This window comes from Archangium lipolyticum (assembly GCF_024623785.1).
GTDB classification, from domain to species: Bacteria; Myxococcota; Myxococcia; order Myxococcales; family Myxococcaceae; genus Archangium; species Archangium lipolyticum.
Genome location: NZ_JANKBZ010000012.1, coordinates 273,648 through 297,883, shown reverse-complemented (window position 1 = coordinate 297,883; position 24,236 = coordinate 273,648). Strand labels below are relative to the sequence as shown.

General features: G+C 70.0%; 15 protein-coding genes. 11 read left to right on the top strand and 4 right to left on the bottom strand.

The features are described 5' to 3' along the window. Position 1 precedes the first annotated feature (1 nt). The 4 genes from NR810_RS26030 to NR810_RS26015 all read left to right on the top strand — a co-directional run bounded on the left by NR810_RS26030 (position 2) and on the right by NR810_RS26015 (position 8,767). Positions 2 to 3,253 carry a PD-(D/E)XK nuclease family protein gene (locus tag NR810_RS26030; protein ID WP_257456243.1) on the top strand — a complete coding sequence of 1,084 codons (3,252 nt, stop codon included), beginning with the start codon at positions 2 to 4 and terminating at the stop codon, positions 3,251 to 3,253. After that, positions 3,246 to 6,893 (top strand): UvrD-helicase domain-containing protein, encoded by a 3,648-nt coding sequence (locus NR810_RS26025; RefSeq protein ID WP_257456242.1) that lies wholly within the window; start codon positions 3,246 to 3,248, stop codon positions 6,891 to 6,893. Before NR810_RS26030 ends, NR810_RS26025 begins: the two co-directional genes overlap by 8 nt. Positions 6,894 to 6,905: 12 nt before the next feature. After that, positions 6,906 to 8,216: an adenylosuccinate synthase gene (locus tag NR810_RS26020; RefSeq protein ID WP_257456241.1), complete on the top strand. Its 1,311-nt coding sequence runs from the start codon at positions 6,906 to 6,908 to the stop codon at positions 8,214 to 8,216. 122 nt (positions 8,217 to 8,338) lie between these two features. Beyond that, the gene (locus NR810_RS26015; protein WP_257456240.1) at positions 8,339 to 8,767 is read left to right on the top strand and encodes a PH domain-containing protein; all 429 of its coding nucleotides are present in this window, start codon (positions 8,339 to 8,341) and stop codon (positions 8,765 to 8,767) included. Positions 8,768 to 8,770: 3 nt separating this feature from the next. On the opposite strand, the gene NR810_RS26010 is transcribed toward NR810_RS26015, so the two are convergent. Next, positions 8,771 to 9,637 (bottom strand): FHA domain-containing protein, encoded by an 867-nt coding sequence (locus NR810_RS26010; RefSeq protein WP_257456239.1) that lies wholly within the window; start codon positions 9,635 to 9,637, stop codon positions 8,771 to 8,773. Between the two features lie 168 nt (positions 9,638 to 9,805). On the opposite strand from NR810_RS26010, the gene NR810_RS26005 reads away from it, so the two are divergent. Beyond that, positions 9,806 to 11,005 carry a carbohydrate-binding family 9-like protein gene (locus NR810_RS26005; RefSeq protein ID WP_257456237.1) on the top strand — a complete coding sequence of 400 codons (1,200 nt, stop codon included), beginning with the start codon at positions 9,806 to 9,808 and terminating at the stop codon, positions 11,003 to 11,005. Between the two features lie 3 nt (positions 11,006 to 11,008). Here NR810_RS26005 and NR810_RS26000 read toward each other — a convergent pair whose 3' ends face one another. Together NR810_RS26000 and NR810_RS25995 are read right to left on the bottom strand one after the other, a co-directional pair. Continuing rightward, positions 11,009 to 11,263, bottom strand: coding sequence for a hypothetical protein (locus NR810_RS26000; protein WP_257456236.1), 255 nt, complete (start codon positions 11,261 to 11,263; stop codon positions 11,009 to 11,011). Between the two features lie 4 nt (positions 11,264 to 11,267). Continuing rightward, positions 11,268 to 13,616, bottom strand: a complete 2,349-nt coding sequence (locus tag NR810_RS25995) for a DNA internalization-related competence protein ComEC/Rec2 (protein ID WP_257456235.1) — start codon at positions 13,614 to 13,616, stop codon at positions 11,268 to 11,270. A gap of 327 nt (positions 13,617 to 13,943) precedes the next feature. Between NR810_RS25995 and NR810_RS25990 the strand changes: the two genes are divergently transcribed. Together NR810_RS25990 and NR810_RS25985 are read left to right on the top strand one after the other, a co-directional pair. Next, positions 13,944 to 14,438, top strand: coding sequence for a CarD family transcriptional regulator (locus NR810_RS25990; RefSeq protein ID WP_257456234.1), 495 nt, complete (start codon positions 13,944 to 13,946; stop codon positions 14,436 to 14,438). Between the two features lie 60 nt (positions 14,439 to 14,498). Then, on the top strand, positions 14,499 to 15,170 hold the full coding sequence (locus NR810_RS25985; RefSeq protein WP_257456233.1) for a hypothetical protein: 672 nt from the start codon (positions 14,499 to 14,501) through the stop codon (positions 15,168 to 15,170). A 58-nt stretch (positions 15,171 to 15,228) separates the two neighbouring features. Here NR810_RS25985 and NR810_RS25980 read toward each other — a convergent pair whose 3' ends face one another. Then, positions 15,229 to 16,545: an FHA domain-containing protein gene (locus NR810_RS25980; RefSeq protein ID WP_306818507.1), complete on the bottom strand. Its 1,317-nt coding sequence runs from the start codon at positions 16,543 to 16,545 to the stop codon at positions 15,229 to 15,231. 210 nt (positions 16,546 to 16,755) lie between these two features. Between NR810_RS25980 and cysS the strand changes: the two genes are divergently transcribed. The 4 genes from cysS (at position 16,756) to uvrC (ending at position 24,219) form a co-directional block, all read left to right on the top strand. Continuing rightward, positions 16,756 to 18,243, top strand: coding sequence for a cysteine--tRNA ligase (gene cysS, locus NR810_RS25975; RefSeq protein WP_257456231.1), 1,488 nt, complete (start codon positions 16,756 to 16,758; stop codon positions 18,241 to 18,243). 114 nt (positions 18,244 to 18,357) lie between these two features. After that, positions 18,358 to 20,034: a M28 family metallopeptidase gene (locus NR810_RS25970; protein ID WP_257456229.1), complete on the top strand. Its 1,677-nt coding sequence runs from the start codon at positions 18,358 to 18,360 to the stop codon at positions 20,032 to 20,034. Positions 20,035 to 20,112: 78 nt separating this feature from the next. Then, positions 20,113 to 22,275, top strand: a complete 2,163-nt coding sequence (gene uvrB, locus NR810_RS25965; RefSeq protein WP_257456227.1) for an excinuclease ABC subunit UvrB — start codon at positions 20,113 to 20,115, stop codon at positions 22,273 to 22,275. 6 nt (positions 22,276 to 22,281) lie between these two features. After that, entirely contained in the window at positions 22,282 to 24,219 is a 1,938-nt protein-coding gene (gene uvrC / locus NR810_RS25960) for an excinuclease ABC subunit UvrC (protein ID WP_257456226.1), read from the top strand. The last annotated feature ends 17 nt before the right edge of the window (positions 24,220 to 24,236 follow it).

Sequence of the window (24,236 nt, the reverse complement as noted above, 5' to 3'; positions counted from 1 at the left end):
TATGTCCTCTCCTCGTCGTACCCTTCAGGTCTTCCCCGATGCCGGCCGCCGGCAGGCCGCCTTGCGCGCGGCTCGGGGCTCCTCCGGCATCGTCCGGGGGGATGCCTTCCTCACCTGGGACGGCTTCCTGGAGGCACTGGGTGGAGCGCGCGAGCTGGGCCGGCGCCCGTGCTCGCCCGTCGCCGCTCGCACCGTGGTGGCCTCGCTCGCCCAGGGACTGGGCTCCACCCCCTTTGGCGACTTCGTCCACGAGCCCGCCTTCGCCCGCGCCGCCCTGGAGGTGCTGCTGGACCTTGAGGCCGGCCGGCTCTCCCCGCGCGAGCTGCAGGATGCCCTGGAGGTGCTCCCTCCCGAGCGGCGCAACCGCGTCCGGACGCTCGCCCTCCTGCACCACGCCTACGAGCAGAAGATGGCCGAGCTGGCCCTGGCCGACCGCGAGCACGTGGTGCGCGGGGCTCGCGAGGCCCTGGAGCGCAACGACTGGCCCGCCGCCTGGGACGACGTGGGCACCCTGGTGCTGCACGGCATCTACGACGTCCGGCCCTCGAAGCTGGAGCTGCTGATGGCCCTGGCGGCGGCCTGCGACGCGCGGCGGGTGACCCTGCGCGTGGAGACTCCGGTGGGTGGCTCGCCGGTGGCGGACGCGGCCCTGGCGGCCCTCTTCCGCGCCTTCGAGAACCGCGGCGAGGCGCTCCCGCACGTGGACCTCTTCAAGGCGGACGTCACCTTCGAGGCCCGCCCGATGGCGGAGCTCGGCCGGCACCTCTTCTCCCCCCGGGCGCCCAAGGACGTGCTCCAGGGCGAGGTGGAGGGCCTGCGCATGTGGAGCGCGGGGACGGCGCGGGACGAGGCCCGGCTCATCGCCCGGGACGTGCGCCGTCTGGTGTCGGAGGGCGTGTCTCCCGGGAACATCGTCGTGGCATGGCGTGACCTGGGGGCCGAGGCCCGCTGGGTGGCGGATGCCTTCTCCGAGCTGGGCGTGCCCGTGCGCCTGCCCTGGGGCGAGCCGCTCGCCCTGGCCGGCCCGGTGCGGCTGGCGTTGGACCTGCCGCTGCTGGTGGAGGACGGTTTCCCCGCCGAGCGCGTGGCGGAGCTGGTGTCCAGCCGCTACGCGCCCATCCTCTCGCGGGGGGCCCCGGAGGCTCCGGCGACGCTCCTCACGCTCGCGGCCGTCCGGGATGACCGGCTGGGCGCGGCGCGCGGGAAGGGCGCGTATGACCTGCGCCTGGAGGCCCTGGCGAAGCGGTTGGAGCCGCTGCCCAACCAGGTGCGCCCCAGGGAGCAGCGGCGCGCCCACGAGGCCCGGGTGCTGCGCGAGCGGTGCCTCTTCCTGCTCGAGTCCTGCCGCCGCATTCCGGAGCAGGGGAAGGCCTCGGAGCTGCTCGCCGCCTGGTGGCAGGTGGTGGGCCGGTTGGGGCTGCTGGACTCGGAGGGCGCGCTGGACGCGCCCGCGGACGAGGGACTGGGAGCGCTCGCGCTGGACGCGAGGGCTCGGGACGACGCGGCCCGGTTGGCGCTGGTGGCGCGGGTACGAGAGCTGGAGCGGACGCTCGCGGCGGTGGGCGGTGGCCCCCGGTTGCGGCGGCGCACCTTCGGCCGCTGGTTGCAGGACATGATGCGCGACGTGCATCTGCCCGCGCGCGGGCCCTCGACGGCCGCCGTGGAGGTGCTGGACGTGCGCGAGCTGGAGGGGCGCTCCTTCGGCCACGTCTTCCTCGGAGGCATGGCCGAGGGCCGCTTCCCCGGGAGCGAGCCACCCAACCCGCTGCTGGGTGACGCCGAGCGCATCGCCCTCAACAAGCACCTGGGCCGGGACGTCTTCCGCCTCACGGGCGGCGAGTTCGAGGACCGCGCGCCGTGGCGCCTCACCGAGGACCGGCTCCTGTTCGCCAGCGTCCTGGCCGCCGCCGAGGAGACGGTGAGCCTGTCCTTCTCCGTGGAGGGCCCGGGTGGCCAGGAGCAGGCGCCCTCGGCCTTTCTGGAGGAGGTGCGGCGGCTGACGGGGACGACGTGGGAGGCGCGCTCGCTGCCGGCCATCGTGCCGCTCGATGAGGTGCTCACGGAGCCGGAGCTGCGCCAGCGGGTGGTGCTGGAGTCGCTCGCGCTCGAGAAGCTGCGCGTCTCCGCGCCGGATCCCGCCCGGAACGTGCTCAGGAGCCGTTTCACGGACGCGCCCTGGCTCGCCTCGTCGAAGGAGATGGTGCAGGTGGAGATCGAACGCCTGCACTTCTTCGGTGACACGCGCAAGGGCGCCGGCCGCTACACCGGCGCGGTGGATGACCCGGCCCTGGGCGAGGCGGTCCGGGACGCGTTCCGCTTCGGCCCCGAGCGTCCGCTGTCAGCCTCGGCGCTCGCGCGCTTCGGCAACTGCGGCTTCCAGGGGTTCCTGTCCTACGGGCTGAAGGTGCCCGAGCCGGAGCAGCCGGGCGAGGAGTTCGACCGCAGGGGGCAGGGTGTCTTCTGGCACCGCGTGCTGGAGGAGTTCTTCAAGCGGCTCAAGGAGCGCAAGCTGCTGGGCCGGGGGCTCGACGAGATACCGGAGGCGCTGTTGGACACGGTGCTCGACGAGGTGCGGGCGCACTTCGAGGAGCGGCACTACGTGGGACACCCCGCGCTGTGGCGCCTGGCGCGCGAGCGGGCGAAGAACATGGTGCGCCGCATCCTCATGGACGAGCGGCGGGGTCTGCCCTTCGAGCGCTTCGAGCCGAAGGAGTTCGAGCTGCGCTTCGGGCCTCGCAACCCCGCCGAGGGGTGGAACGAGGTGACGCTCCAGGTGGACGAGGACGTCATCCACTTCGAGGGCACCATCGACCGGCTGGACATGGCGGGCGGCGAGGTGGGCGTCATCGACTACAAGTCCGGCAAGCTCTCCCGGTCGGAGCTGAAGAAGAAGCTGCTCGACTCGGACTTCCAGCTCCCGCTGTACCTGTACGCGGCACGGGCGAGCGGCCACCTCCAGACGCGCCAGGCGGCATGGTTCTCGCTGAGGACGGGCGAGGTCATCCACCTGTCGGAGGTGCTGGAGAAGGACGCGGTGGAGATGGACGAGCTGTTGTCCACCGAGCCCAAGGTGCGGGAGCGGCTGGCCGCCGAGGCGAAGCCCAACCTGGCCAACGCCGTGGAGGCCCTGATCCGCACCGTGAGGGCGGGGCAGTTCGCCATGAGGCCCAAGGACTGCGGGAGCTGCGGCTACCGCCCCGTGTGCCGCATCACCGAGCGGCGGCTCGTGGAGGAGGAGGGCTCGTATGAGTGAGGCCTCGCTCCTGGCGCTGGAGAAGAACCTCGCCTTGATGGCGGGTGCCGGCGCGGGCAAGACGTACAGCCTGGTGACGATGACGCTGCACCTGCTGGCCGGTGCGCGCGAGGGCCTGAAGCCCCTGCGTCCCTCGCGGCTGTGCATGGTGACGTTCACCGACAAGGCCGCCGCGGAGATGCGCGCTCGCGTCCGGACGCGTCTGGATGCGCTCGTCCAGGCCGAGCCGAAGGCGGTGCTGGAGCCGGAGCTGCGGGCCTCGCTCGAGCGGCTGGACAAGCCCTTTCCCACCCGGGACGCATGGCGGGCCCTGCGCGAGGAGCTGAGCTCCGCCTCGGTGGGCACCTTCCACTCGCTGTGCGGCCAGTTGCTGCGCCGCGCGCCTCCGGGCTCGGGCGTGGACCCGTCCTACGAGGTGCTCGACGATCTGGAGGCCCGCTCGCTCGTGCTGGACGTGTGCGAGCGCGTGGTGCTGGACGCGCTGGAATCCGGTGACGCCGGGGTGCGCGAGCTGTGCCAGGAGCTGACCTTCTCCGGCTCCGACTTCACCGAGGGCCTGGTGTCCTCGCTGGCCGCCACCTACGGCAAGTTGCGCGAGGAGGGCCTGCGCGCCGCGGACGCCCGCATCTCCGACGTGGGCGAGGCCCGGGCCGCGTTCGAGAAGCTCGTCGAGCGGTGCCGTCACCTGTGCGCCACCGTGCGTGAGCTGGACGTCAAGGGCGAGTGGAGTGAGCTCCGCGAGCAGCTCGAGGCCGCGTTGAATGGCCTCACGCCGGAGAACTGCTTCGAGCCCGAGCGGTTGCCCTCGCTCAAGGCGGCCTTCCTCGAGGACGGCCGCGACGTGCGCCGGCTGAAGAAGGAGCCGGGCAACTCGATGAAGGAGCTGTACTGGGCCTTCTTCGGGAAGAGCGACGGCTCGGTGATGCGCCTGGAGGACGCGTATGCCGGGTGGCGTACCGCGCCTTTCGAGGCCTCCTTCCGCTCGCTGCTCACGCAGGTGGCGGCGCGCCACGAGGAGGAGCTCTCCCGGCGCAACGCGCTGGACTTCACCGCGCTGCTGGTGAAGACGCGGGATCTGCTGAGAGACCTCCCGGACTTCCGCCGCCAGACGCAGGAGCGCCTGGGCGCGCTGCTGGTGGACGAGTTCCAGGACACCAACCGGTTGCAGTTGGAGCTGGTGCTGCTGCTCGCCGAGAAGCGCGACGGAGGCCCGCGCCCGCTGGGTCCGGACGAGGACCTGGTGGCCTCGCTCCCGTTGGAGCCCGCCTTCCTGTGCGCGGTGGGAGACCGCAAGCAGTCCATCTACGAGTTCCGCGGCGCCGACGTGTCCGTCTTCCAGGTGCTGGCGAAGAAGATCGAGGATGAGGGCGGAGCGCGCGGCTTCCTCCAGCAGAACCGGCGCTCGGTGAAGCCGCTGCTCGACTTCTTCAACGAGGCCTTCGCGGGCGTGCTGGTGGCGGGGGAGGGCGGAGCGCGCCCCTACGAGGTGGTGTACGTCCCCAAGGAGGACGACCTCGCGGCGGTGCGCGAGACGCCCGTGCCGGACGCGGTGGTGGAGCGGCTCCAGCTGGACGACGAGCTGTCCACGGGCGAGCTGCGCCTGGCGGACGCCGATGCGGTGGCGAAGCGGCTGAAGGTGATGCTGGCCCCGGACGCGGAGCCCTGCGTGGCGCGCGAGGACGGCGAGGGCCTGCGCCCGGCGCGGGGTGGCGACGTGGCCATGCTCTTCCGGACCTTCTCGCACCTGGAGGTGTACCGGCAGGCGCTCATCCGCCACGGGATTCCCCACCGGGTGCTGCGCGGGCGCGGCTTCTATGGAGCGCAGGAGGTGCTGGACCTGGCCTCGCTGCTGTCGCTGCTGGCGGACCCCGAGGACGCGCTCGCCTTCGCGGCGGTGCTGCGCTCGCCGCTGGTGGGCCTGTCCGATGCCTCGCTCTTCCGGCTCGCCGGGCCCGAGGGCCTGTCGCTGCCCGTCGTGGAGCGCCTGGGGTCCTCCGCACTGGAGGCGCTGCCCGAGGGCGAGCGCGTCCGCCTGGAGCGCTTCCTCACGGCACTGCCGGAGCTGCGGCGCGAGCGGGACCGGCTCGGCGTGCGGGCCCTGCTGCGGGCCGCGATGGACGTGACGGGCTACCGGGAGGCGCTCGCGGGCACTCCGTACGCGGAGCAGGCGAGCGCCAACGTGGAGAAGTTGCTCTCGCTAGCGGGCCGGCGCGACGAGCGCGGCTCCGGGGGCTGCGTGACCTTCGCCCGCGAGCTGCAGCGGCTGGCCAACGAGGAGCCCACCGAGTCCCAGGCGGACCTGCTGGAGGCGGGAGATCCTCGCGCGGTGCAACTGCTCACCATCCACCGGGCCAAGGGCCTGGAGTGGCCGGTGGTGGTGGTGCCTTCGCTCGGCAGCCTGCGGCGCTTCTCCAGCGGCCGGGCCCTCTTCGAGCGCGGTCATGGCCTGTGCTTGCGGCCCTGGTTGCCGGACAGCCTCGACAAGTTCCGCTCTCCCCGTTTCGACCAGGTGAAGGACGAGCTGAAGCGGCGCGAGACGGCCGAGTACCGGCGCCTGCTGTACGTCGCGCTCACCCGCGCCAGGGACAGGCTCATCCTCTCTGGAGGCGCGGAGCGCGGTGCGTCCGACTCGTGGTGGTGCCTGCTCGACGAGCAATTGAAGGACAACGCACGGCTGCGCGGGCTCGTCGAGGACGTGGACGTGGAGACGCTCCCCCCGCCCGCGGAAGCCCTCGAGCCGGAGGACGTGGACCCGTCGGAGCAGGAGGCCCGCGTCGAGGCGGCGGTACAGCGGGTATACGAGGGCATGGCCGCGGTCTCGCCCGAGGTGGCGGTGGTGGGGACCGAGGCCGTGCAGGACTTCATCACCTGCCCGCGCCGCTACCATTATGTGCACCGGCTCGGGCTGCGCGCGGAGGGCGTGCCCTGGGAGACGCCTCGCGAGTCCCCGTCCTACCTCGAGCTGGATGCCTGGGGCGGAGCCGCTCCGAGTCCCTCGGGACGGGTGATGACCCTCCTGCGGGGGGTGGACTTCCGCCTCGCCCGGACGGAGGCCTCCGAGCGGCACGCCCGCCTGGAGGCGCTCGTGCGCGAGGTGGGCTGGGACCTGGCGGATGACGGAGTCGAGGAGGCGCTCGCCACCGTGGAGCGCTTCCTGGGCACCGCCTTCGCCCGGCGGGTGGCGGAAGCGCCCTCGGCGGACGTGCACCGCGCACTGCCCTTCGTGCTGCCGTTGCCGGGCGACGGCTCGGCTGCCCTCGAGGGCGAGGTGGACCTCCTCTGGCAGACACCCTCGGGCGAGGCCCGGGTGGTGGCCTTCAAGCCCGGCAAGCGCTCCCCGAGGGGCGTGGCCGCCCATGCCGAGTCCCTGTCGGCCCTGTTACTGGCCTCTCGTCGGCTGGTGCGTGAGGGAGTCCCCGTGGAGGTGGGCGTGGCCTTCCTGGGCGAGGACGTGCCAGAGCCGGAGTTCCCCTCGCTGCCCAGGGACACGGGTTCCATCGCCGAGCGTCTCCGGGAGGCGGCACGGGGGGTGGTGGAGGCGGATGTGGGAGGCAGGTGGCCGGGCAGGGAGCGGTCGACTTGTGAATCACTGGGGTGTGGCTTCGCGGAACACTGTCACGCGGGCCCTCGTGCGTGCTAAGGCGGGCGCCATATGCCGAACGTCGTCGTCATCGGAGCGCAGTGGGGAGATGAGGGGAAGGGCAAGGTCGTGGACCTGCTCACCGAGCACGCCCAGGTGGTCGTGCGCTTCCAGGGAGGCAACAACGCGGGCCACACCCTCGTGGTGGGCGGCCAGAAGACGGTGTTGCACCTCATCCCCTCGGGCATCCTCCATGCGGGGAAGACCTGTGTCATTGGCAACGGGGTGGTGTTGGACCCCGCCGTGCTGGTGAAGGAGATCGACACCCTCAAGGAGCGTGGCTTCCTGAAGGATGATTCGCACTTCCTCATCTCGGACAACGCCCACGTCATCTTCCCGTGGCACAAGCTGCTGGACACGTACCGGGAGAAGGCCCGGGGTGTGAGCGCCATCGGCACCACGGGGCGGGGCATCGGCCCGGCCTACGAGGACAAGGTGGCCCGCCGGGGCATCCGCGTGCGCGACCTGCTCAACTCCGAGCGTCTGCGCAAGCGCATCGATGAGCGGCTCCCGGGCGTGCGTGACGAGCTGCGCGAGCTGTGCCGCGCCGCGAACGAGCAGGTCCCCGAGCTGGACGTGCAGAAGTTCCACGAGGAGTTCTCCGCGCTGGGCGAGCGGCTGCGGCCCCACGTGACGGACGTGTCGCTCTACCTCTCGAGCCAGGTGCAGCGCGGCGCGCGCATCCTCTTCGAGGGTGCCCAGGGCACGCTGCTGGACGTGGACCACGGCACCTACCCGTTCGTCACCAGCTCCAACTGCGTGGCGGGCAACGCGGCGGTGGGCTCGGGCCTGGGCCCCACGGCCATCGACAAGGTGATGGGCATCAGCAAGGCCTACACCACGCGCGTGGGCGGCGGTCCCTTCCCCACGGAGCTGACGGACGAGACGGGCGACCGGCTGCGCAAGGTGGGTGACGAGTTCGGCGCCACCACGGGCCGTCCGCGCCGCTGCGGCTGGCTGGATGGCGTGGTGCTGCGCTACGCGGTGCGCGTCAACGGCCTCTGGGGCCTGGCGCTCACGAAGCTGGACGTGCTCTCCGGCCTCAAGACGCTGCAGATCTGCAACGCCTACGAGCTGGACGGCAAGCGCATCATCGAGCTGCCCGGGGACTACGAGGACCTGGCGCGCGTCAAGCCCATCTACGAGACCATGCCGGGCTGGGACGACAAGCTCGCCGGGGTGCGCACCTTCGACGAGCTGCCGGAGAACGCCAAGCGCTACGTGCGCCGGGTGGAGGAGATCTGCGGCGTGCCCGTGGTCTGCATCTCCGTGGGCGCCGACCGCGGCGAGACGGTGCTCCTGCAGAACCCCTTCCGCAGCTGACGGCTCCGGGTTGAGAAGCTCCGAACAATCGGAGTTCCCCGGAAGTCAACCCCTGGACTTCCCTGCCTGCCCGGCAGGGGAGTCGGTGGCGCACGTCAGACCGTGACCTTAGTTTCACGTGTATGGACAGGCGCGATGCGAAGGCAGGCAAGCAGGTGTTCCGTCCACACGCTGTGCTCGCGGCCGTCATGGGCGCCGCGACACTGCTCTGGTTGGGCGTGTTGGTGTACTTGCTCCGTTTCGACGGGGTTCCGGTCCAGACGTTCCTCTCCGCGCTCTTCTTCGTCCTCTTCTTCGGGGTGTCCGTGACGTACTACGGGCGCACCCGCATCGTGGTGGACTCGGGAGGCATGACGTACCGGGGCCTGGTGCGCACGCGGCGCTTCTCCTTCGCGGACATCCGCAAGGTGGATGTGATGCCCGGCCCGGTGACGGTGTACGCCGTGCGAGGAAGCCGGGGCTTCGTGCACTTCACCAGCCTCTTCTCGCAGCACCGCCACCTGGCGCGGCTCCTCATCGAGCGCTCCGGTCTCTCGCCGATGCGCGCCTGAGGTTCAGCCCATCAGGGCGTAGGTGGCGAGCAGGCCCACCAGGGCCAGCATCGCCCCGAGTCCGATGAGCCACCACTCACCCCGCGGCCGCGAGCGCTCCGGTGTCTGTTCCCGGGAGGCCACCGCGGGAGGGGCGTCCGAGGCGGGTTCCCCGGCGGGGGCTATTTCCGGCTCGGTGGGAGCCTCCTCCTTCTGGGGCGGAGGGGGCTCGGCCATGGGGGCCTGGAAGCGCAGCAGCGTCCGGCCCAGCTCGATGACGTCGCCCTCCTTCAGCGTGGAGGCCGTCTCCACCCGCACCCGCTGGCCGTTGAGGTAGACGCCATTGGGGCTGTCCAGGTCCTCCAGGAGGAAGGAGCCCTCCTGGTGCCGGATGCGCGCGTGGCGGCGGGACACGGCGATGTCCCGCAGGCGCACCGCGGCCTCCTTGCCCCGGCCGAGCTCGGTGCTCGCCTCGGCGAGGGCGAAGGTCCGGCCCACGTCCGCTCCGATGAGGCAGGTGAGGGTGGCGGCCCGCGAGGGGGGCGGTTCCTCCATGTCCGTGAGGAGGTGTTTGAGCACGGCCATGGTGCCCACCTGCCGCTCGGTGTCTCCGGCGGGAGCCAACACCTTCAGGCTCATCGTCTCGGGCAGTCCCACCACCTCTCCCGGAAGCACGAGGCGCGAGACACCCGGCGGCACCATCACCCCGGCCACGGTGAAGGTCCGGGTGGCCTCGACCATCAGGCGGTCGGCTTCGATGCGCAGCGTCAGCAGGCGGTCCGGGAGCCCCTCGAGCCGGACGTGGTCCTCGGCGCCTCCGCCCAGCAGGTGGACGCCCTCGGGCAGCTCGAAGGGGGTGGCGGTATTCATGTGCTCGAATTCGAAGTGCATGGCTCCGGGCGGCGCAGCAATCCGGGTGCCGCTCCGGGCGGGCCGGATTGCGGGGAGTTGCCGCCTCCTGGCCGTCTCGTCTCCGGTCTCCCATCCACCTGGGCGGACGGGCTTCGGGTCCCTTCTCCGAGACATCCGCCAGGGGGAGCCCTAGGATTCCCGGCCTCGATGCGCCCCCCCTTCCGCCTCCTGACGTTGTTGTCGCTCACGCTGCTCGCCACCGGTTGCCGCGACGAGCAGGCCGGTCCGAAGCCCCGCGCCAAGGCCCTGCCGCCCCCCGCCCAGGCCCGCGTGCTGGACGCCGCGCCGGCGGACCTCACCTGGCGCAGCGGGGCCACGTTCGCGGGCGGCGGGGTGCGCTACCTCGGCACGCGCGTCTCCCCGCCGGTGGCGGTGCCCGGCCAGCCGGTGCAGCTCTCGCACTACTTCGAGGCCCTGCGCCCCATGCCCCAGGGCTGGGAGTTCTTCGTGCACGTGGTGGACCCTTCCACCGGGCAGATGATGGTCAACGCGGACCACGGTTTCGCCGCGGGCGCGGCGCCGCTGGGCTCCTGGCCCGTGGGCAAGGTGGTGGAGGACGTCCACACGGTGCCCATGCCTCCGTCACCCGGCCGGGTGGTGCTCGGCTTCTGGCAGGGGGATGCGCGCCTCCCGGTGGATGACCCGAGCGCGCACATGGGCGACAACCGCATCTTCGGCCCGCAGCTGGGTGGGGCCGCCCCCTCGCTGCCCGAGTACAGCGTCCGCCGTGCGGCGAAGGCCCCGGCCATCGATGGGGTGCTCGACGACGCGGTGTGGAAGGACGCTGCCCCGGTGGTGCTCCGCGGCAGCTTCGATGGCCGCCCGGCCTCGCTGCGCACCGAGGCTCGGCTGGCCTACGACGACCAGCACCTCTACGTCGCCTTCGACGTGGAGGATCCGGACGTCTGGGGCACGTTGCGCAAGCGGGACGAGCCCATCTACGAGCAGGAGGTGGTGGAGATCTTCCTCGACGCCAACGCGGACGGGCGCACCTACAACGAGATGCAGGTGTCTCCGCACAACGTCACGTTCGACGCCTACTTCCCCGCGCGCCGGCAGGGAATGGACCTGGGCTGGGACTCGGGGATGACGACGGCGGTGAAGGTGCGCGGCACGTTGGACGAGCCGTCGGACCGCGACGAGGGCTGGCGGGTGGAGATGCGCATCCCCTTCGCCCGGCTGGCCGAGGTGCCTCACCTGCCCCCGGCCAAGGGCGACCGCTGGCGCTTCAACCTCTACCGGTTGGAGCACCTGGAGCGGCGGCAGGTGGAAGGCCAGGCCTTCTCCCCCCTCTTCGTGGGGGATTTCCATGCGCTGCCGCGCTTCGGGTTGCTCGTCTTCGAGTAGCCGCTACGAGTGCGGGGAGATCTCCCAGTGGGCGTCCGCGATGGAGCGCTCGGTGGGGTCCCCCAGGAAGCGGAGGAAGCCGCGCAGCTCGAGGGTGTCGATGAGCTCCTCGGCTTCGTATTCGGAGAAACCCTTCATGTCGACGAGCATGTCGCGCATGAGCGACTTGCCACGCAGGTAACCCACGGGCTCGCCCGGGGCGAGACGGTTCTTCAGGTCGGCGGTGAGCTGCCGCAGATCGAGGTCTTCGGAGATCATCGCCTCAAGGTTGGGGACGCGAGGCCACCGGGGCAACCTGGGACTCGGGAGCCGGGGCCGCGGGCGGCAGGAAGGCACTCAGGCGGACGTCCTTCCCATCGCTCTCCAGGGTGATGGCACCGTGCACATCCGTACGAAGGCACTCGGTGCCCTGGGAACGGTAACGCTCCTCCACCTCCGGATGGGGGAAGCCGAAGCGGTTGCGGCGGCCCACGCAGAAGACGACATACCGGGGGCGCACCCGCTCGAGGAGCTCCTCCGTGGACGACGTGCGCGAGCCATGGTGGGCGGCCTTGAGCACCGTCACCCGTCCGAGCTTCCCGGTCGCCAGGAGCGCGGCCTCGCCTTCTTCCTCCACGTCGCCGGGGAGCAGCACGGTGACGTCGCCGTGGCGCACCAGGAGCACCACGCTCCTGTCGTTCACGCCCTCCATCAACTCCCGGTCCTCGGGAGGGCCGAGCACCTCCAGGGTGGCCTCTCCCAGCGCGTAGGTGGGGTGTCCGAGCTGTACTTCCTCCACCTGGGCCTCCCTGGCCGCGGCGATGAGCTGCTTCGACAGGGGCCCGTCCGCGCTGCCAGCGGAGAGCCAGAGTCGCTCGGTGGGCACCTGCGCCAGGGTGGAGACGAGCCCGAGCGCATGGTCCGGGTGGGGATGGGAGAGGACGGTCAGGTCCAGCTTGTCGATGCGCGAGGCCTTCAGGAAGGGGACGATGACCCGCTGCCCCGGGTCCGCGCCCCCGGGCACGCCGCCTCCGTCGAGGAGCACATGGTGCCCGCGAGAGCTGAGCACCATCGAGTCCCCCTGGCCCACGGACAGGAAGGTGATGCGCAGACCGGGCTCGGGAGCGAGGCGAGGCAGGAGGATGACGAGCACCACCCCCAAGGGGGCGAGGAGCCCACCGAGACGCCAGCGCCGCTCACCGAGGGCCCAGCATGCGAGCCCCGCGGCGTAGAGCAGGGAAGCCGTGACGCCGAAGGAGGGCAGGTCCATCGTGGCCAGCGGCACGTGCGCGAAGAAGCGGGTGAGCCAGAGGAGCAGCTCCGAGACCCAGGCCCCGCCCCACAGCAGTGGAGTGGCCAGCACGGGCGCCACCACGTAGAGGGCCGCGCCGCCCGCCGCGAAGCCGGTGAGCAGGCCGCACAGGGGCATGCAGACGATGTTGGAGACGAGGCCGGCGAGGCTCGCGCGGCCGAAGGTGCCCGCCACCAGGGGCATGCTGGCCACCGTCACCGCGGCGCTCGCGCAGAACGTCTCCAGCACCGTCTCCCGGGTGCTCGCGAGCAGGCGCTTCACCCGGTGGGACTCCTTGGGGTCCGGAGGCGGGAGGGGAATGGCCTCGCGCAGGGCGGGGGTGAGCAGCAACAGGCTGAAGACGGCGAGGAAGGAGAGCTGCAGCGACAGGTCGACGACGCTGGAGGGCGCCCAGGCGACGAGCACCGCGGCGGCGGTGGCCAGGCTGTTGAGCCCATCGGCCCGCCGCCAGAGCGCGAGCCCCAACAGCACCACGGTGGCCATCACCGCCGAGCGCACCGCGGGTGGCTGGTTGCCGGTGAAGACGACATAGGCCCAGACGAAGGGCACGGAGGCGGGGGCCGCCAGCCGGCGGGCATCCACCCGGCGCAGGCTCCTCAGCCGCGCCCCGGCCCGGACGAACACCTGGCGCAGCAGCGCCAGCGTCATCAGCGCGAGCGCAGCCACGTGCAGCCCACTCACGCTGAGTACGTGCGCGAGTCCACTCCGGGAGAAGTCCTCCTCCAGGGAGTCATCGAGCGCGGCGCGCTGTCCGGCGGCCAGGGTGAGGAAGAGGGCCGCGGCGTCGGGCGAGGGGGCCACGGCGCGCACCGCCTGGGAGAGCCCTTCCTGCGTGCGCACCAGGTACTGGCGCCAGCCGGAAGGAGGGGACAGCACGAGCAACCGCGAGCCCTGGATGCTGCCGGAGAAGGCGAGCCCCTGCCGCCGCCGGGTCGCGGACAAATCCTTTTCTCCAGGGTTCGAAGCGGGCTCGAGCGGCTTGAGCTTCGCCTCCGCGCGCAGGCGCTGTCCGGGCAGGAGCGGGGGCGGTTCTCCATGGACATAGAGGCTCGCGTGGAAGCGCGCGGGGCTCCCGGCGCCCTGGCCCACACGGGCCACCGCGAGCAGGAGGCGCGTGGAGTCCTCGAAGCGGTCCACGCGCTCCACCTCGCCCTCCAGCACCGTGGTGCCTCCTGCTTCGAGGGCATGAGGCACATCGGCTCCGGCCTCCAGGGTGGCCAGACCCGCACCGGTGAAGCCCAGACACAGGAGCACGCCCAGATGGGCGCCAGGCAGGCGAGCGAGCCACAGGGAGAGAATCCCGAGGGCCGAGGCAGCCATTAGTTGGAATAATCCACCAATGACATGCGTTCTCAAGGCCAGACCCGCGCCGAGCATGAGGCTCACAGCGGGAAAGAAAAGAGGACGCGCGGTCAGATCGCGCCACGAGTACCGGCCCACCATCCACCCCCACCACCCACCCGATCCATCCCGTCGTGGTGCACCGCCCTACCGAGCGAGCGCATACACACAAAGGTCCCCAGGCTAGTCGGGAAAATCCGGGCGGGTCAAGGCTTCAATGTTGCTGGAAGGGGTCGATTGTGGTACTCGTGCTCTGCTTTCTGAGGCCGGGTGTCAAGCCAAGCCATCGTAAGGAGGCGGTAACGAGTGCAGACGAGCTTCAAGACCGGCGATAAGGCGGTTTACCCGGGGCAGGGTGTCGGCGAGGTGATGGGTATCGAGCACACCGAAGTAGCCGGGCAGCGCCAATCCTTCTATGTGCTGCGCATCCTGGAGAACGGGATGCGGATCATGATCCCAATCAACAAGGTGGGATCGGTCGGCCTCCGGGAGATCATCAGCGAAGAGGATGTCAAGCAGGTCTACTCCATCCTGAAGGAGAAGGACATCTCGGTCGACTCCACGACGTGGAACCGTCGCTACCGGGAGTACATGGAGAAGATCAAGACGGGCTCGGTGTTCGAAATCGCCGAGGTACTTCGCGACCTGTACCTCCTCAAGGGAGACAAGGACCTGTCGTTCGGTGAGCGCAAGATGCTGGACACGGCGCGCTCGCTGCTCATCAAGGAGCTGTCGCTGGCCAAGGATTGCTCCGAGGAAGAGATCGAGACGGATCTGAAGAAGATCTTCAACATCGCCTAGCCGTCCTGAGGCGGAGTTAGAAAGCCCCGGTTCCCCGAAGGTGGGGACCGGGGTTTTTTCATGTCGAACGAGTCGGAGCTGCGGGAAGAGCGGGACGAGCGCATCGCGGAGCTGGAGGCGCGGATCCGCCGGCGTGGGGTGGGGGTGCGGGCGCCGGTGGCGGTGTTCGCGATGGTGGTGGGGGGCGTGCTGCTGGGACTGCTGTGGAAGGATCTGACGTACTTCTTCTCACCGAGGACGCCGCTGACGCTGGGAGCGGAGGGGGCGTACCGGTACGACGTGCTGGAATCCAACCGCTACGTGCAGGTGCACGGAATCCCCACGGCCCGAGGGGCCTACGGGAGAGACGGTGAGGACGTGTACGTGGTGGTGGGCCTGCGCGAGTCGCCGTTCCTGGTGCGCCGGCATGCGCTGCCTGGGGAGGAGTGGGCTCCGGGGCGGGTGCCGAGACAGCCGGACCAGAGACCCTTTGGGGTGAGAGGGCGGCTGCTGTCGGAGGAAGACGCGAGACGATACCAGGAAGGCTTCAAGCTGTTGAGGGAGTGGGGGGAGGTGCAGCCGAAGGACGGAAAGCTGTGGCTGGTGGTGGAGGGTGAACGACCCGGAGGGGACAAAGGGGTGCCCTTCATCGCGCTGGTCCTGGTGACGTTCATCGTGGCCAACGGCGCACTGCTGATCCGAGGCCTCCAAAAGCGCTTCCACCCCTCTCCCTCCGGGAGAGGGACGGGGTGAGGGTCTCGGGGTCCCCGGGTTCAGCCCTCTCCCCCTGGGAGAGGGACGGGGTGAGGGTCTACCGCTCGTTCCCCTGCCTATTCTCCTGCATCTGTGCCTGCGCGAGCGCCTTGCGAATCAAGGGCGCATAGGTGCCCCAACCATTCGCGAGCTCCTGATCGAGCTCACGGGCGTTGGACAGGTGCTGAAGCGCGGAAGCGGAATCGCGAGCGGCGAGCGCGGCGTTGCCGGCAATCCACTCGGCCTGGAAGCGGGAGAGCGTGGAGGCCAGGGCCTCGAGGTGGGCGCTCCGGGCGAGTGCGAGGGCGGCTTCGACATTGCCGGCCTCATATCGGGAGCGGGCCTCGGCTTCGGCCTCGTCAGCGGAGTCCTGGGCGGCGGAACGAGACTCGGCAGGCGGGGGCTTCGAGACGACCTTCCGCTGCTTCGAGCCGGAGCCCTTCGAGGTCTCCACGAGGGCCTGCGCACTGAGTGCCCGCGTCCCGACCGCTCCTCGCGTCTTCCCACCCGACCGCTCGGTAAGGAGAGCCGGCTCGGCCTGGAGCGGCTCGACCAGGTCGGTCCTCGAAGCCTCGTAGGACTCCTCGGGAGTCACGGCCAGGGAGGCCTCGGCCGGGTACACGGGCTCCACCAGCTCCTCGGGGCCAGCCACCTCTCCGCGGGAGCGCACGAGCCGCACCGCGGCGAGCGTGAGGAACACGGCCACGAGGGAGCCGGTGGCGGCGGCGAGCAGCACCAGGCGGCGGGAGCTCATGCCGACGCGGAGCGACGAGGTGGGGCTGCTGAAGGAGGCCCGGGACCGCTCGGGGGTGGGGCCGGGTCCTCGCAGCCGCAGGAGCGCGTTGCCGAGGGCGATCTCATCGCCGGGGTGGAGCACGACCTCGGTGGAGAGACGGTCGCGGTTGACGTAGGTGCCGTTCTGGCTGCCGAGGTCCTTGAGGGTGAGCAGATCCCCGCGGCGGGTGAGCTGGGCGTGGCGGCGGCTGATGGAGGGGTGCTGGAGACGCAGGTCGGACGTGGAGGCGCGGCCGAGCACGAGCACGCCCTGCTTCACGGGGAGGAGCTGACCGGCACCGGGACCGCGCTCGACGTAGAGGAAGGCGGGAGCGTGGCCGGGGTCCTCGTACTCGCCGGAGTCGAAGCGGGCGGGCATCTCCCGGTCGCGGGCCTCGCGCGAGGGGCTCCCGGGGCGGCGGCGGCGGGGGCGGGCTCCGGCGGGGTACTGGGGGACGCGCTGGGGGCGGGGGTCGTCCGCCTGGAGTGGGGCTACCTCATCGTCGTCGAAGGGGAGCTCCACCTCCGCATCCTGGCGCGACGCCGAATCCCCAGGGGAGCCGGGCGAGCGGGGCGGGCGCTTGGGATTGGGAGGGGTCATCGGGGGGCATTCTCCCAGATTTGGCGGCAGACGGAGATAGGGAGCCACCAGAAAGGCGGAGGATCGTCCTTTTTCGGCTGCCTGGAGTGCTCAGGGGGAGGCAGTGTTCACCGTCCTTTTACCGTTCTGTCAGGCACTTGTGGTCGAGGCCGTGGGGAAGTCCTAGAGTCCGGCGTTCCACCCCGGACGGATTCGCGGAGGTTCGAGAACGTGGCCGCAGCATCGATTCGCCTCTTCAACACGATGACGATGCAGAAGGAGACCCTGGAGCCGGCGGTGCCGGGCAAGCTGGGGGTCTACGTCTGCGGCCCGACGGTCTACAGCTACATCCACATCGGCAACGCGAGGACGTTCACCTCGTTCGACGTGGTGGTGCGCTACCTGCGCTATCGCGGCTTCGACGTGAAGTACGTGCGCAACTACACGGATGTAGACGACAAGATCATCAAGGCGGCCCATGAGACGGGCGAGCAGGCGGTGGAGCTGGCGGCGCGGTTCGTGGAGGCGTTCCGGGAGGATGCCCGGGCGCTGCACCTGCTGGAGCCGGACGTGTCGCCGAAGGTGAGCGACCACCTGCCGGAGATCATCGGCATCATCGAGAAGCTGGTGGCGCGGGGGGTGGCGTACGAGTCGCGGGGGGACGTGTACTTCTCGGTGAGGAAGTACCCGGAGTACGCGAAGCTGTCGAAGCGGAACGTGGACGACCTGTGCGCGGGCGAGCGGGTGCAGCCGGGCGAGCAGAAGCACGAGCCGCTGGACTTCGCGCTGTGGAAGGCGGCGAAGCCGGGGGAGCCCGCGTGGGACAGCCCCTGGGGCAAGGGGCGGCCGGGCTGGCACATCGAGTGCTCGGCGATGAGCGCGAGGTACCTCGGGGAGACGTTCGACATCCACGGAGGGGCGTTGGATCTGATCTTCCCCCACCACGAGAACGAGATCGCGCAGAGCGAGGCGGCGAGCGGGAAGACGTTCGCGCGCTACTGGATGCACTGCGGCTTCCTGGATCTCGAGGGGGCGAAGATGTCCAAGTCGCTCGGGAACGTGGTGAGGCTGAGGGACGCGCTGGGGAAGGTGGATCCGGAGGCGCTGCGCTTCTTCTTCCTGTCGACGCACTACCGGCACCCGCTGGGCTTCGCGGACAAGGGCCTGGCGGACGCGGAGCAGCGCATGGAGTACTTCTACGAGACGCTGCGCAAGGTGGACGAGCGCGTGAGCGGGAAGGACTTCGGCAAGGGGGCGCTGTACGGCGAGCCGGCGCGGTTCCTGACGGAGTTCGAGTCGCAGATGGACGACGACTTCAACACGGCGGGGGCGCTCGGGGTGCTGTCGGGACTGTTCGCGCAGATGAACGAGCTGACGGACAAACCGCCGGTGAAGGACAAGGCGCAGGTGGGGCGGACGCTGCAGGCGCTGCGCGAGAGCGTGCGGAAGGTGTCGGGGGTGTTGGGCCTGTTCGAGGACGAGCCCGCGCAGTGGCTGCTGCGGCGGCGCGATCGGGCGGTGAAGGAGCGGGGCATCGACGTGGCGAAGGTGGAGCAGTTGCTCCAGGCGCGTGCGGATGCGCGCAAGGCCAAGAACTTCGCGGAGGCGGACCGGCTGCGCGAAGAGCTCAAGGCACTGGGCGTCGAGAGCATGGACACGGCGGGAGGCACGGTGTGGAAGGTGGCCGCGCCAGCGGCACCCGAGCAACCGAGCGCCTGAGAAACAACCCCCTCTCCCTCTGGGAGAGGGCTGGGGTGAGGGTCTACCGTCCAACCATCCGAGTGACGAAACCGCCTGCGGCACCCTACAGGTCGTGTTAGGGGCACACGAGCCATGAAGCGAATGCTGGTGCTCCTCACCGCCCTGTGCCTCCTCCCGCTGGCCGCGAACGCGCAGCTCACCACTCCGTCCGAAAAATCCGCGTCCCGGACCATCCGGGCCGAGGATCTCCAGGCGCACGTGAGCTTCCTGGCCTCGGATCTGCTCGAGGGCCGAGGCCCGGGGACACGGGGTGACGCGCTGGCGCAGCAGTACATCGCGACGCAGTTCCAGCTGTTGGGCCTGAAGCCCGCCGGGACGAACGGGAGCTACCTCCAACCGCTCGAGCTGGTGGGCATGACGGGCCACCCGAAGACGCTGAGCATCACGAGCGGCGCGAGTCGTACGGAGCTCCAGTACCACGAGGACTTCATCGCGACGTCGGGAGCGCAGACGGCGGAGGTGGCGCTGCGGGAGTCGGAGCTGGTGTTCGTGGGCTACGGCATCCAGGCGCCCGAGTTCGGGTGGGACGACTTCAAGGGGAAGGATCTGAGGGGCAAGACGCTGGTCATCCTGAACAATGATCCGGAGGACGACCCGGAGCTGTTCGGGGGCAAGGCGCGGCTGAGGTATGGCCGGTGGGACTACAAGTACGAGCAGGCGGCGAAGACGGGGGCGGCGGGGGCGCTGATCATCCACACGACGCCGAGCGCGGGGTACTCGTGGCAGGTGGTGCAGACGTCCTGGTCGGGCGAGCAGTTCGAGCTGCCGGCCCTGGGGGAGAAGCCGCGCCTGCAGGTGAAGGGGTGGATGACGGAGGCGGCGGCGCGGCGGGTGGTGGAGTTGGGAGGGAAGGATCTGGACGTGTTGCGAGCGGCGGCGCAGAAGCGCGACTTCCAGCCGGTGCCACTGGGGGGGACGGTGTCCACGCGCTTCGCCAACCAGGTGCGGCGCCGGCCCACGGCGAACGTGCTGGGCCTCTTGCAGGGGAGCGACCCGAAGCTGTCCCGGGAGGTGGTGCTCTACACGGCGCACCATGACCATCTGGGCATCAAGGAGGACGCGAAGCCGGGCGAGGATGCCATCTACAACGGGGCGGTGGACAACGCGTCCGGTGTGGCGGCGCTGCTCGAGGTGGCCAGGGCCTTCTCCCAACTGCCGAAGGCGCCGCCGCGCTCCATCCTCTTCGCGGCGGTGGCGGCGGAGGAGCAGGGGCTGCTGGGCTCGCAGTACCTCGCCGAGCACCTGCCGGTGCCACCGGGGCGCGTGGCGGCCAACATCAACATCGACGGGCTCAACATCCACGGGCGCACGCGGGACGTGACGGTCATCGGACTGGGCAAGTCCTCGCTGGACCCCCTGCTGACGGCGCTGGTCCGGGCGCAGGGGCGCGTCGTGAAGGCGGACCAGTTGCCGGACCGGGGGTTCTTCTACCGCTCGGACCAGTTCAACTTCGCCCGGCTGGGCATTCCCGCCGCCTACTTCAGCAGCGGCATGGACTTCATCGGCCGGCCGCCGGGGTGGGGCAAGGAGCGCCGGGAGAAATGGGAGGCCCAGCACTACCACCAGCCCTCGGACGAGCTGACTCCGGACTGGGACTTCTCCGGCGCGGTGGAGGACGTGCGGCTCTTCTTCCTCCTGGGGGCGAACGTGGCCCGGACGAGGGAGCTGCCCCGCTGGAACAAGGGGGACGAGTTCGAGGCCCCGCGCCTTCAGGCGCTCGAAGACCTGAAATCCCAGGAGGCGAGGTAGCGCTCGCTTCGTTCACCCTCTCGCGGATGGACGTTTTGCACCCGGCATCCCCTCACTCCGGGTGTTAAACCTCGGGCCATGCCTGAGTTCCAACTCGTCAGCGACTACAAGCCCCAGGGCGACCAACCGCGCGCCATCGGTGAGCTCACCGAGGCCGTGCTGCGCGGGGACCGCTACCAGACGCTGCTCGGCGTCACGGGGTCGGGCAAGACGTTCACCATGGGCAACGTCATCGCCAACGTGAAGCGGCCCACGCTGCTCATCGCGCACAACAAGACCCTGGCCGCGCAGCTCTACGGCGAATACAAGGCGCTCTTCCCGCACAACGCCGTCGAGTACTTCGTCTCCTACTTCGACTACTACCAGCCCGAGGCGTACATCCCCACGACCGACACGTTCATCGAGAAGGACTCCTCGGTGAACGATGAGATCGAACGGATGCGCCACTCGGCCACGCACTCGCTGCGCACGCGCGACGATGTGATCATCGTGGCCAGCGTGTCCTGCATCTACGGCCTCGGTGCCGCGCGCTCGTACGTGGACATGGCCGTGAAGGTGAACGTGGGGGCCGAGCTGGGCCGAGACAGCTTCATCCGCAAGCTGGTGGAGAGCCAGTACGACCGGAACGATCTCGACTTCCACCGCGGCACCTTCCGCGCTCGCGGCGACACCGTGGAAGTGTTTCCCGCCTACGAGGAGGAGCGCGCCGTACGCGTCAGCTTCTTCGGCGACGAGGTGGAGAAGATCACCGAGTTCGATCCCCTGCGTGGCGTGACGCTGGGCGAGCTGGAGAAGATCGTCATCTTCCCCGCGAGCCACTACGTCACCGAGGTGGACACGCGCAAGCGCGCGCTGCAGACCATCCGCGACGAGCTGTCCGAGCGGCTCCAGCAGTTCAAGCACGAGGGCAAGCTGCTGGAGGCCCAGCGCCTGGAGCAGCGCACGATGTACGACCTCGAGATGATCGAGCAGGTGGGGTACTGCAACGGCATCGAGAACTACTCGCGGCACTTCTCGGGCCGGATGCCCGGCGAGCCGCCGCCGTGCCTGCTGGACTACTTCCCGCGCAACATGCTGGTGCTCATCGACGAGAGCCACCAGACGGTGCCGCAGATCGGCGCCATGTACCGGGGGGACCGCTCGCGCAAGGAGACGCTGGTGGAGCACGGCTTCCGCCTGCCCAGCGCCCTGGACAACCGCCCGCTCAAGTTCACCGAGTTCGAGGAGATGGTGCAGCAGGCCATCTTCGTCTCCGCCACTCCCGCCGAGTACGAGCTGCAGAAGTCCAAGGGCGTGGTGGTGGAGCAGATCATCCGCCCCACGGGCCTGATGGATCCCGAGGTGGAGGTGCGCCCGGCGCGCAACCAGGTGGATGACGTGCTCGAGGAGGTGCGCAAGCGCGTGGCGAAGCAGGAGCGCGTGCTCGTCACCACCCTCACCAAGCGCATGGCGGAGGACCTCACCGAGTACCTCGCCGACGTGGGCGTGAAGGTGCGCTACCTGCACTCGGACATCGGCGCCATCGAGCGCACCGCCATCATCCGCGACCTGCGCAAGGGCGAGTTCGACGTGCTCGTGGGCATCAACCTGCTGCGCGAGGGCCTCGACATCCCCGAGGTGTCCCTGGTGGCCATCTTCGACGCGGACAAGGAAGGCTTCCTGCGCAGCCACGTGTCCCTCATCCAGACCATCGGCCGCGCCGCGCGCAACCTCAACGGCCGCGTCATCATGTACGCCGAGGGCATGACGGACTCGATGAAGCTGGCCCTCGAGGAGACCAACCGCCGCCGCGAGGTGCAGCGCGCCTACAACGAGCAGCACGGGATTACGCCCCGGGCGGTCAAGAGCCACATCCTCGACCTGTCCGAGCACCTCTATGACGCCGACCCGTCCGAGCTGCCCATGGCCGCCGACTCGGCCAACGACGTGCTGGAGCCCAAGGAGATCAAGCGCCTCATCGGCGAGTTCACCAAGGACATGACGCACTACGCGGACCAGATGCAGTTCGAGAAGGCCGCGGAGCTGCGCGATCGCATCCTGCTGCTCAAGGACATGGAGCTGGGTCTCAAGCCCCCCAGCCGCTCGCTGCTCAAGGCCCCGCTCAAGCCCGCCGATGAGAAGAAGGCCGGAATGCCCGGCGCTCGCGGCGCGGGTGGAAAGCGGGGAGGCCCGTCGCGCGGCAAGGGCACCGGTGGACCCCCTCACGGCAAGACGGGCATCGGACCGAGGAAGAGCCGCTAACCCCTTATGGACGCGAAGCTCCAGGCCAAGCTGGACGCCCTGCCCACCGAGCCCGGCGTGTACCTGATGAAGGACCGCCAGGGTGAGATCATCTACGTGGGCAAGGCGGTCAACCTGCGCAACCGCGTGCGCTCGTACTTCACCCGCACCGGGGACACGCGCGCCTTCGTGTCGCTGCTGGACCGGTTCCTCGGCGACCTCGAGACGGTGCTCGTCCACAACGAGAAGGAAGCCCTCCTCCTCGAGAACGAGCTCATCAAGAAGCACAAGCCGCGCTTCAACGTCCTGCTCAAGGACGACAAACAGTACATCTCGCTGCGGCTCGACCGCTCCCAGGACTACCCGCGGCTGGAAGTGGTGCGGAAGTACCAGAAGGACGGCGCGCGCTACTTCGGCCCGTACTCCAGCGCGAGCGCCATCCGCGAGACCCTGCGCATCATCAACCGCTTCTTCCACCTGCGCACGTGCACGGACCACGTGCTCGCCAACCGCAAGCGGCCCTGTCTGTTGCACCAAATCGGCCGCTGTCCCGCGCCTTGCGTCTACCCCGTCTCCGTGGAGGAGTACCGCAAGAGCGTGGACGAGGTGATCCTCTTCCTGGAGGGCAAGGCGGGCGAGCTGGTGGACGGGCTGCGCGCGCGCATGAAGCAGGCCTCCAGCGAGCTCAAGTTCGAGGAGGCCGCGCGCATCCGCGACCAGCTGCTCGCCATCGAGCGCAGCCTCGAGCGCCAGAAGGTGGCCACCACCGACTTCAAGGACCAGGACGTCTTCGCCGCCCACCGCGAGGGGGATCGGCTGCTCGTCTACGTCCTCTACGTGCGCCAGGGCCGGCTCAACGGCGGCATGGCCTTCCCACTCGGCAGCCAGGAGTTCCCCGACGAGGAGCTGCTGCCCTCCTTCGTCAACCTCTATTACGACCAGGGCAACTTCGTCCCCGAGGAGGTGTTGCTCCCGCTCGACATCGAGGAGCGCGAGGGCCTGGAGGCGCTGCTCACCGAGCGCAAGGGCGAGCGGGTGCGCGTGATGGTGCCCAAGCGCGGCGAGAAGCGCGACCTGGTGGAAATGGCGCAGAAGAACGCCGAGCAGGCCACGATCGAGCGCCGCCGCACCAAGGACGAGACGGAGGTGGTGCTGCGCCGGCTCCAGGAGCGGCTCCACCTGCGCAACCTGCCGCGCCGCATGGAGTGCTTCGACATCTCTCACTTCCAGGGCGCCAGCATCGTCGCCTCCCAGGTGGCCGCCACCGATGGGGAGATCGACAAGTCCCGCTACCGCCGCTACCGCATCAAGACGTTGGAGAAGCAGGACGACTTCGCCAGCATGCACGAGGTCATCACCCGGCGGCTCCAACGCGGCCAGGAGGAGGGGGACCTGCCCGATCTGCTGGTCATCGACGGAGGCAAGGGACAGCTCGCCAGCGCGCTCGCCGCCGCGAAGGACCTGGGCGTCGAGGGCGTGGACATCATCTCCCTGGCCAAGAGCCGGGACCAGGAGGTGCACGACCGGGACGAGGAGAGCGCCCGTAGCCCGGAACGCGTGTTCATCCCCCACCGGAAGGATCCCATCGTCCTGCGGCAGAACTCGGCGGAGCTCTATCTGCTCGCCCGCCTGCGCGACGAGGCCCACCGCTTCGCCATCACCTTCCAGCAGAAGAGCATGCGCAAGGGCAACTTCCACTCCGTCCTGGAGGACATCCCCGGGGTGGGGGAGGTGCGCAAGAAGCTGCTCCTGCGCCACTTCGGCTCGCTCAAGCGTGTTCGCGAGGCCACCATCGAGGAGCTGGCCGAGGTGCTCGGGCCCACGGTGGCCGAGCGGGTCCACGCGGCGCTCCATGGCCACCCCGAGGAGGATTCGGAGGATCCCATCCGCGAAGCCTCCCTGGCGGATGCGGGTGCCCTGGTGGACGAAAAGTCAGAAGAAGGGTCGCCACCCGGCTCGCCGTGATTAATTTCCGCTCGAAA

Bases quoted from the DNA above. Each gene is read 5' to 3' on its own strand.
- NR810_RS26030 (WP_257456243.1), top strand. From the start codon at position 2: ATGTCCTCTCCTCGTCGTACCCTTCAGGTCTTCCCCGATGCCGGCCGC.
- NR810_RS26025 (WP_257456242.1), top strand. From the start codon at position 3,246: ATGAGTGAGGCCTCGCTCCTGGCGCTGGAGAAGAACCTCGCCTTGATG.
- NR810_RS26020 (WP_257456241.1), top strand. From the start codon at position 6,906: ATGCCGAACGTCGTCGTCATCGGAGCGCAGTGGGGAGATGAGGGGAAG.
- NR810_RS26015 (WP_257456240.1), top strand. From the start codon at position 8,339: ATGGACAGGCGCGATGCGAAGGCAGGCAAGCAGGTGTTCCGTCCACAC.
- NR810_RS26010 (WP_257456239.1), bottom strand. From the start codon at position 9,637: ATGCACTTCGAATTCGAGCACATGAATACCGCCACCCCCTTCGAGCTG.
- NR810_RS26005 (WP_257456237.1), top strand. From the start codon at position 9,806: ATGCGCCCCCCCTTCCGCCTCCTGACGTTGTTGTCGCTCACGCTGCTC.
- NR810_RS26000 (WP_257456236.1), bottom strand. From the start codon at position 11,263: ATGATCTCCGAAGACCTCGATCTGCGGCAGCTCACCGCCGACCTGAAG.
- NR810_RS25995 (WP_257456235.1), bottom strand. From the start codon at position 13,616: ATGGCTGCCTCGGCCCTCGGGATTCTCTCCCTGTGGCTCGCTCGCCTG.
- NR810_RS25985 (WP_257456233.1), top strand. From the start codon at position 14,499: ATGTCGAACGAGTCGGAGCTGCGGGAAGAGCGGGACGAGCGCATCGCG.
- NR810_RS25980 (WP_306818507.1), bottom strand. From the start codon at position 16,545: ATGACCCCTCCCAATCCCAAGCGCCCGCCCCGCTCGCCCGGCTCCCCT.
- NR810_RS25970 (WP_257456229.1), top strand. From the start codon at position 18,358: ATGAAGCGAATGCTGGTGCTCCTCACCGCCCTGTGCCTCCTCCCGCTG.
- uvrB (WP_257456227.1), top strand. From the start codon at position 20,113: ATGCCTGAGTTCCAACTCGTCAGCGACTACAAGCCCCAGGGCGACCAA.
- uvrC (WP_257456226.1), top strand. From the start codon at position 22,282: ATGGACGCGAAGCTCCAGGCCAAGCTGGACGCCCTGCCCACCGAGCCC.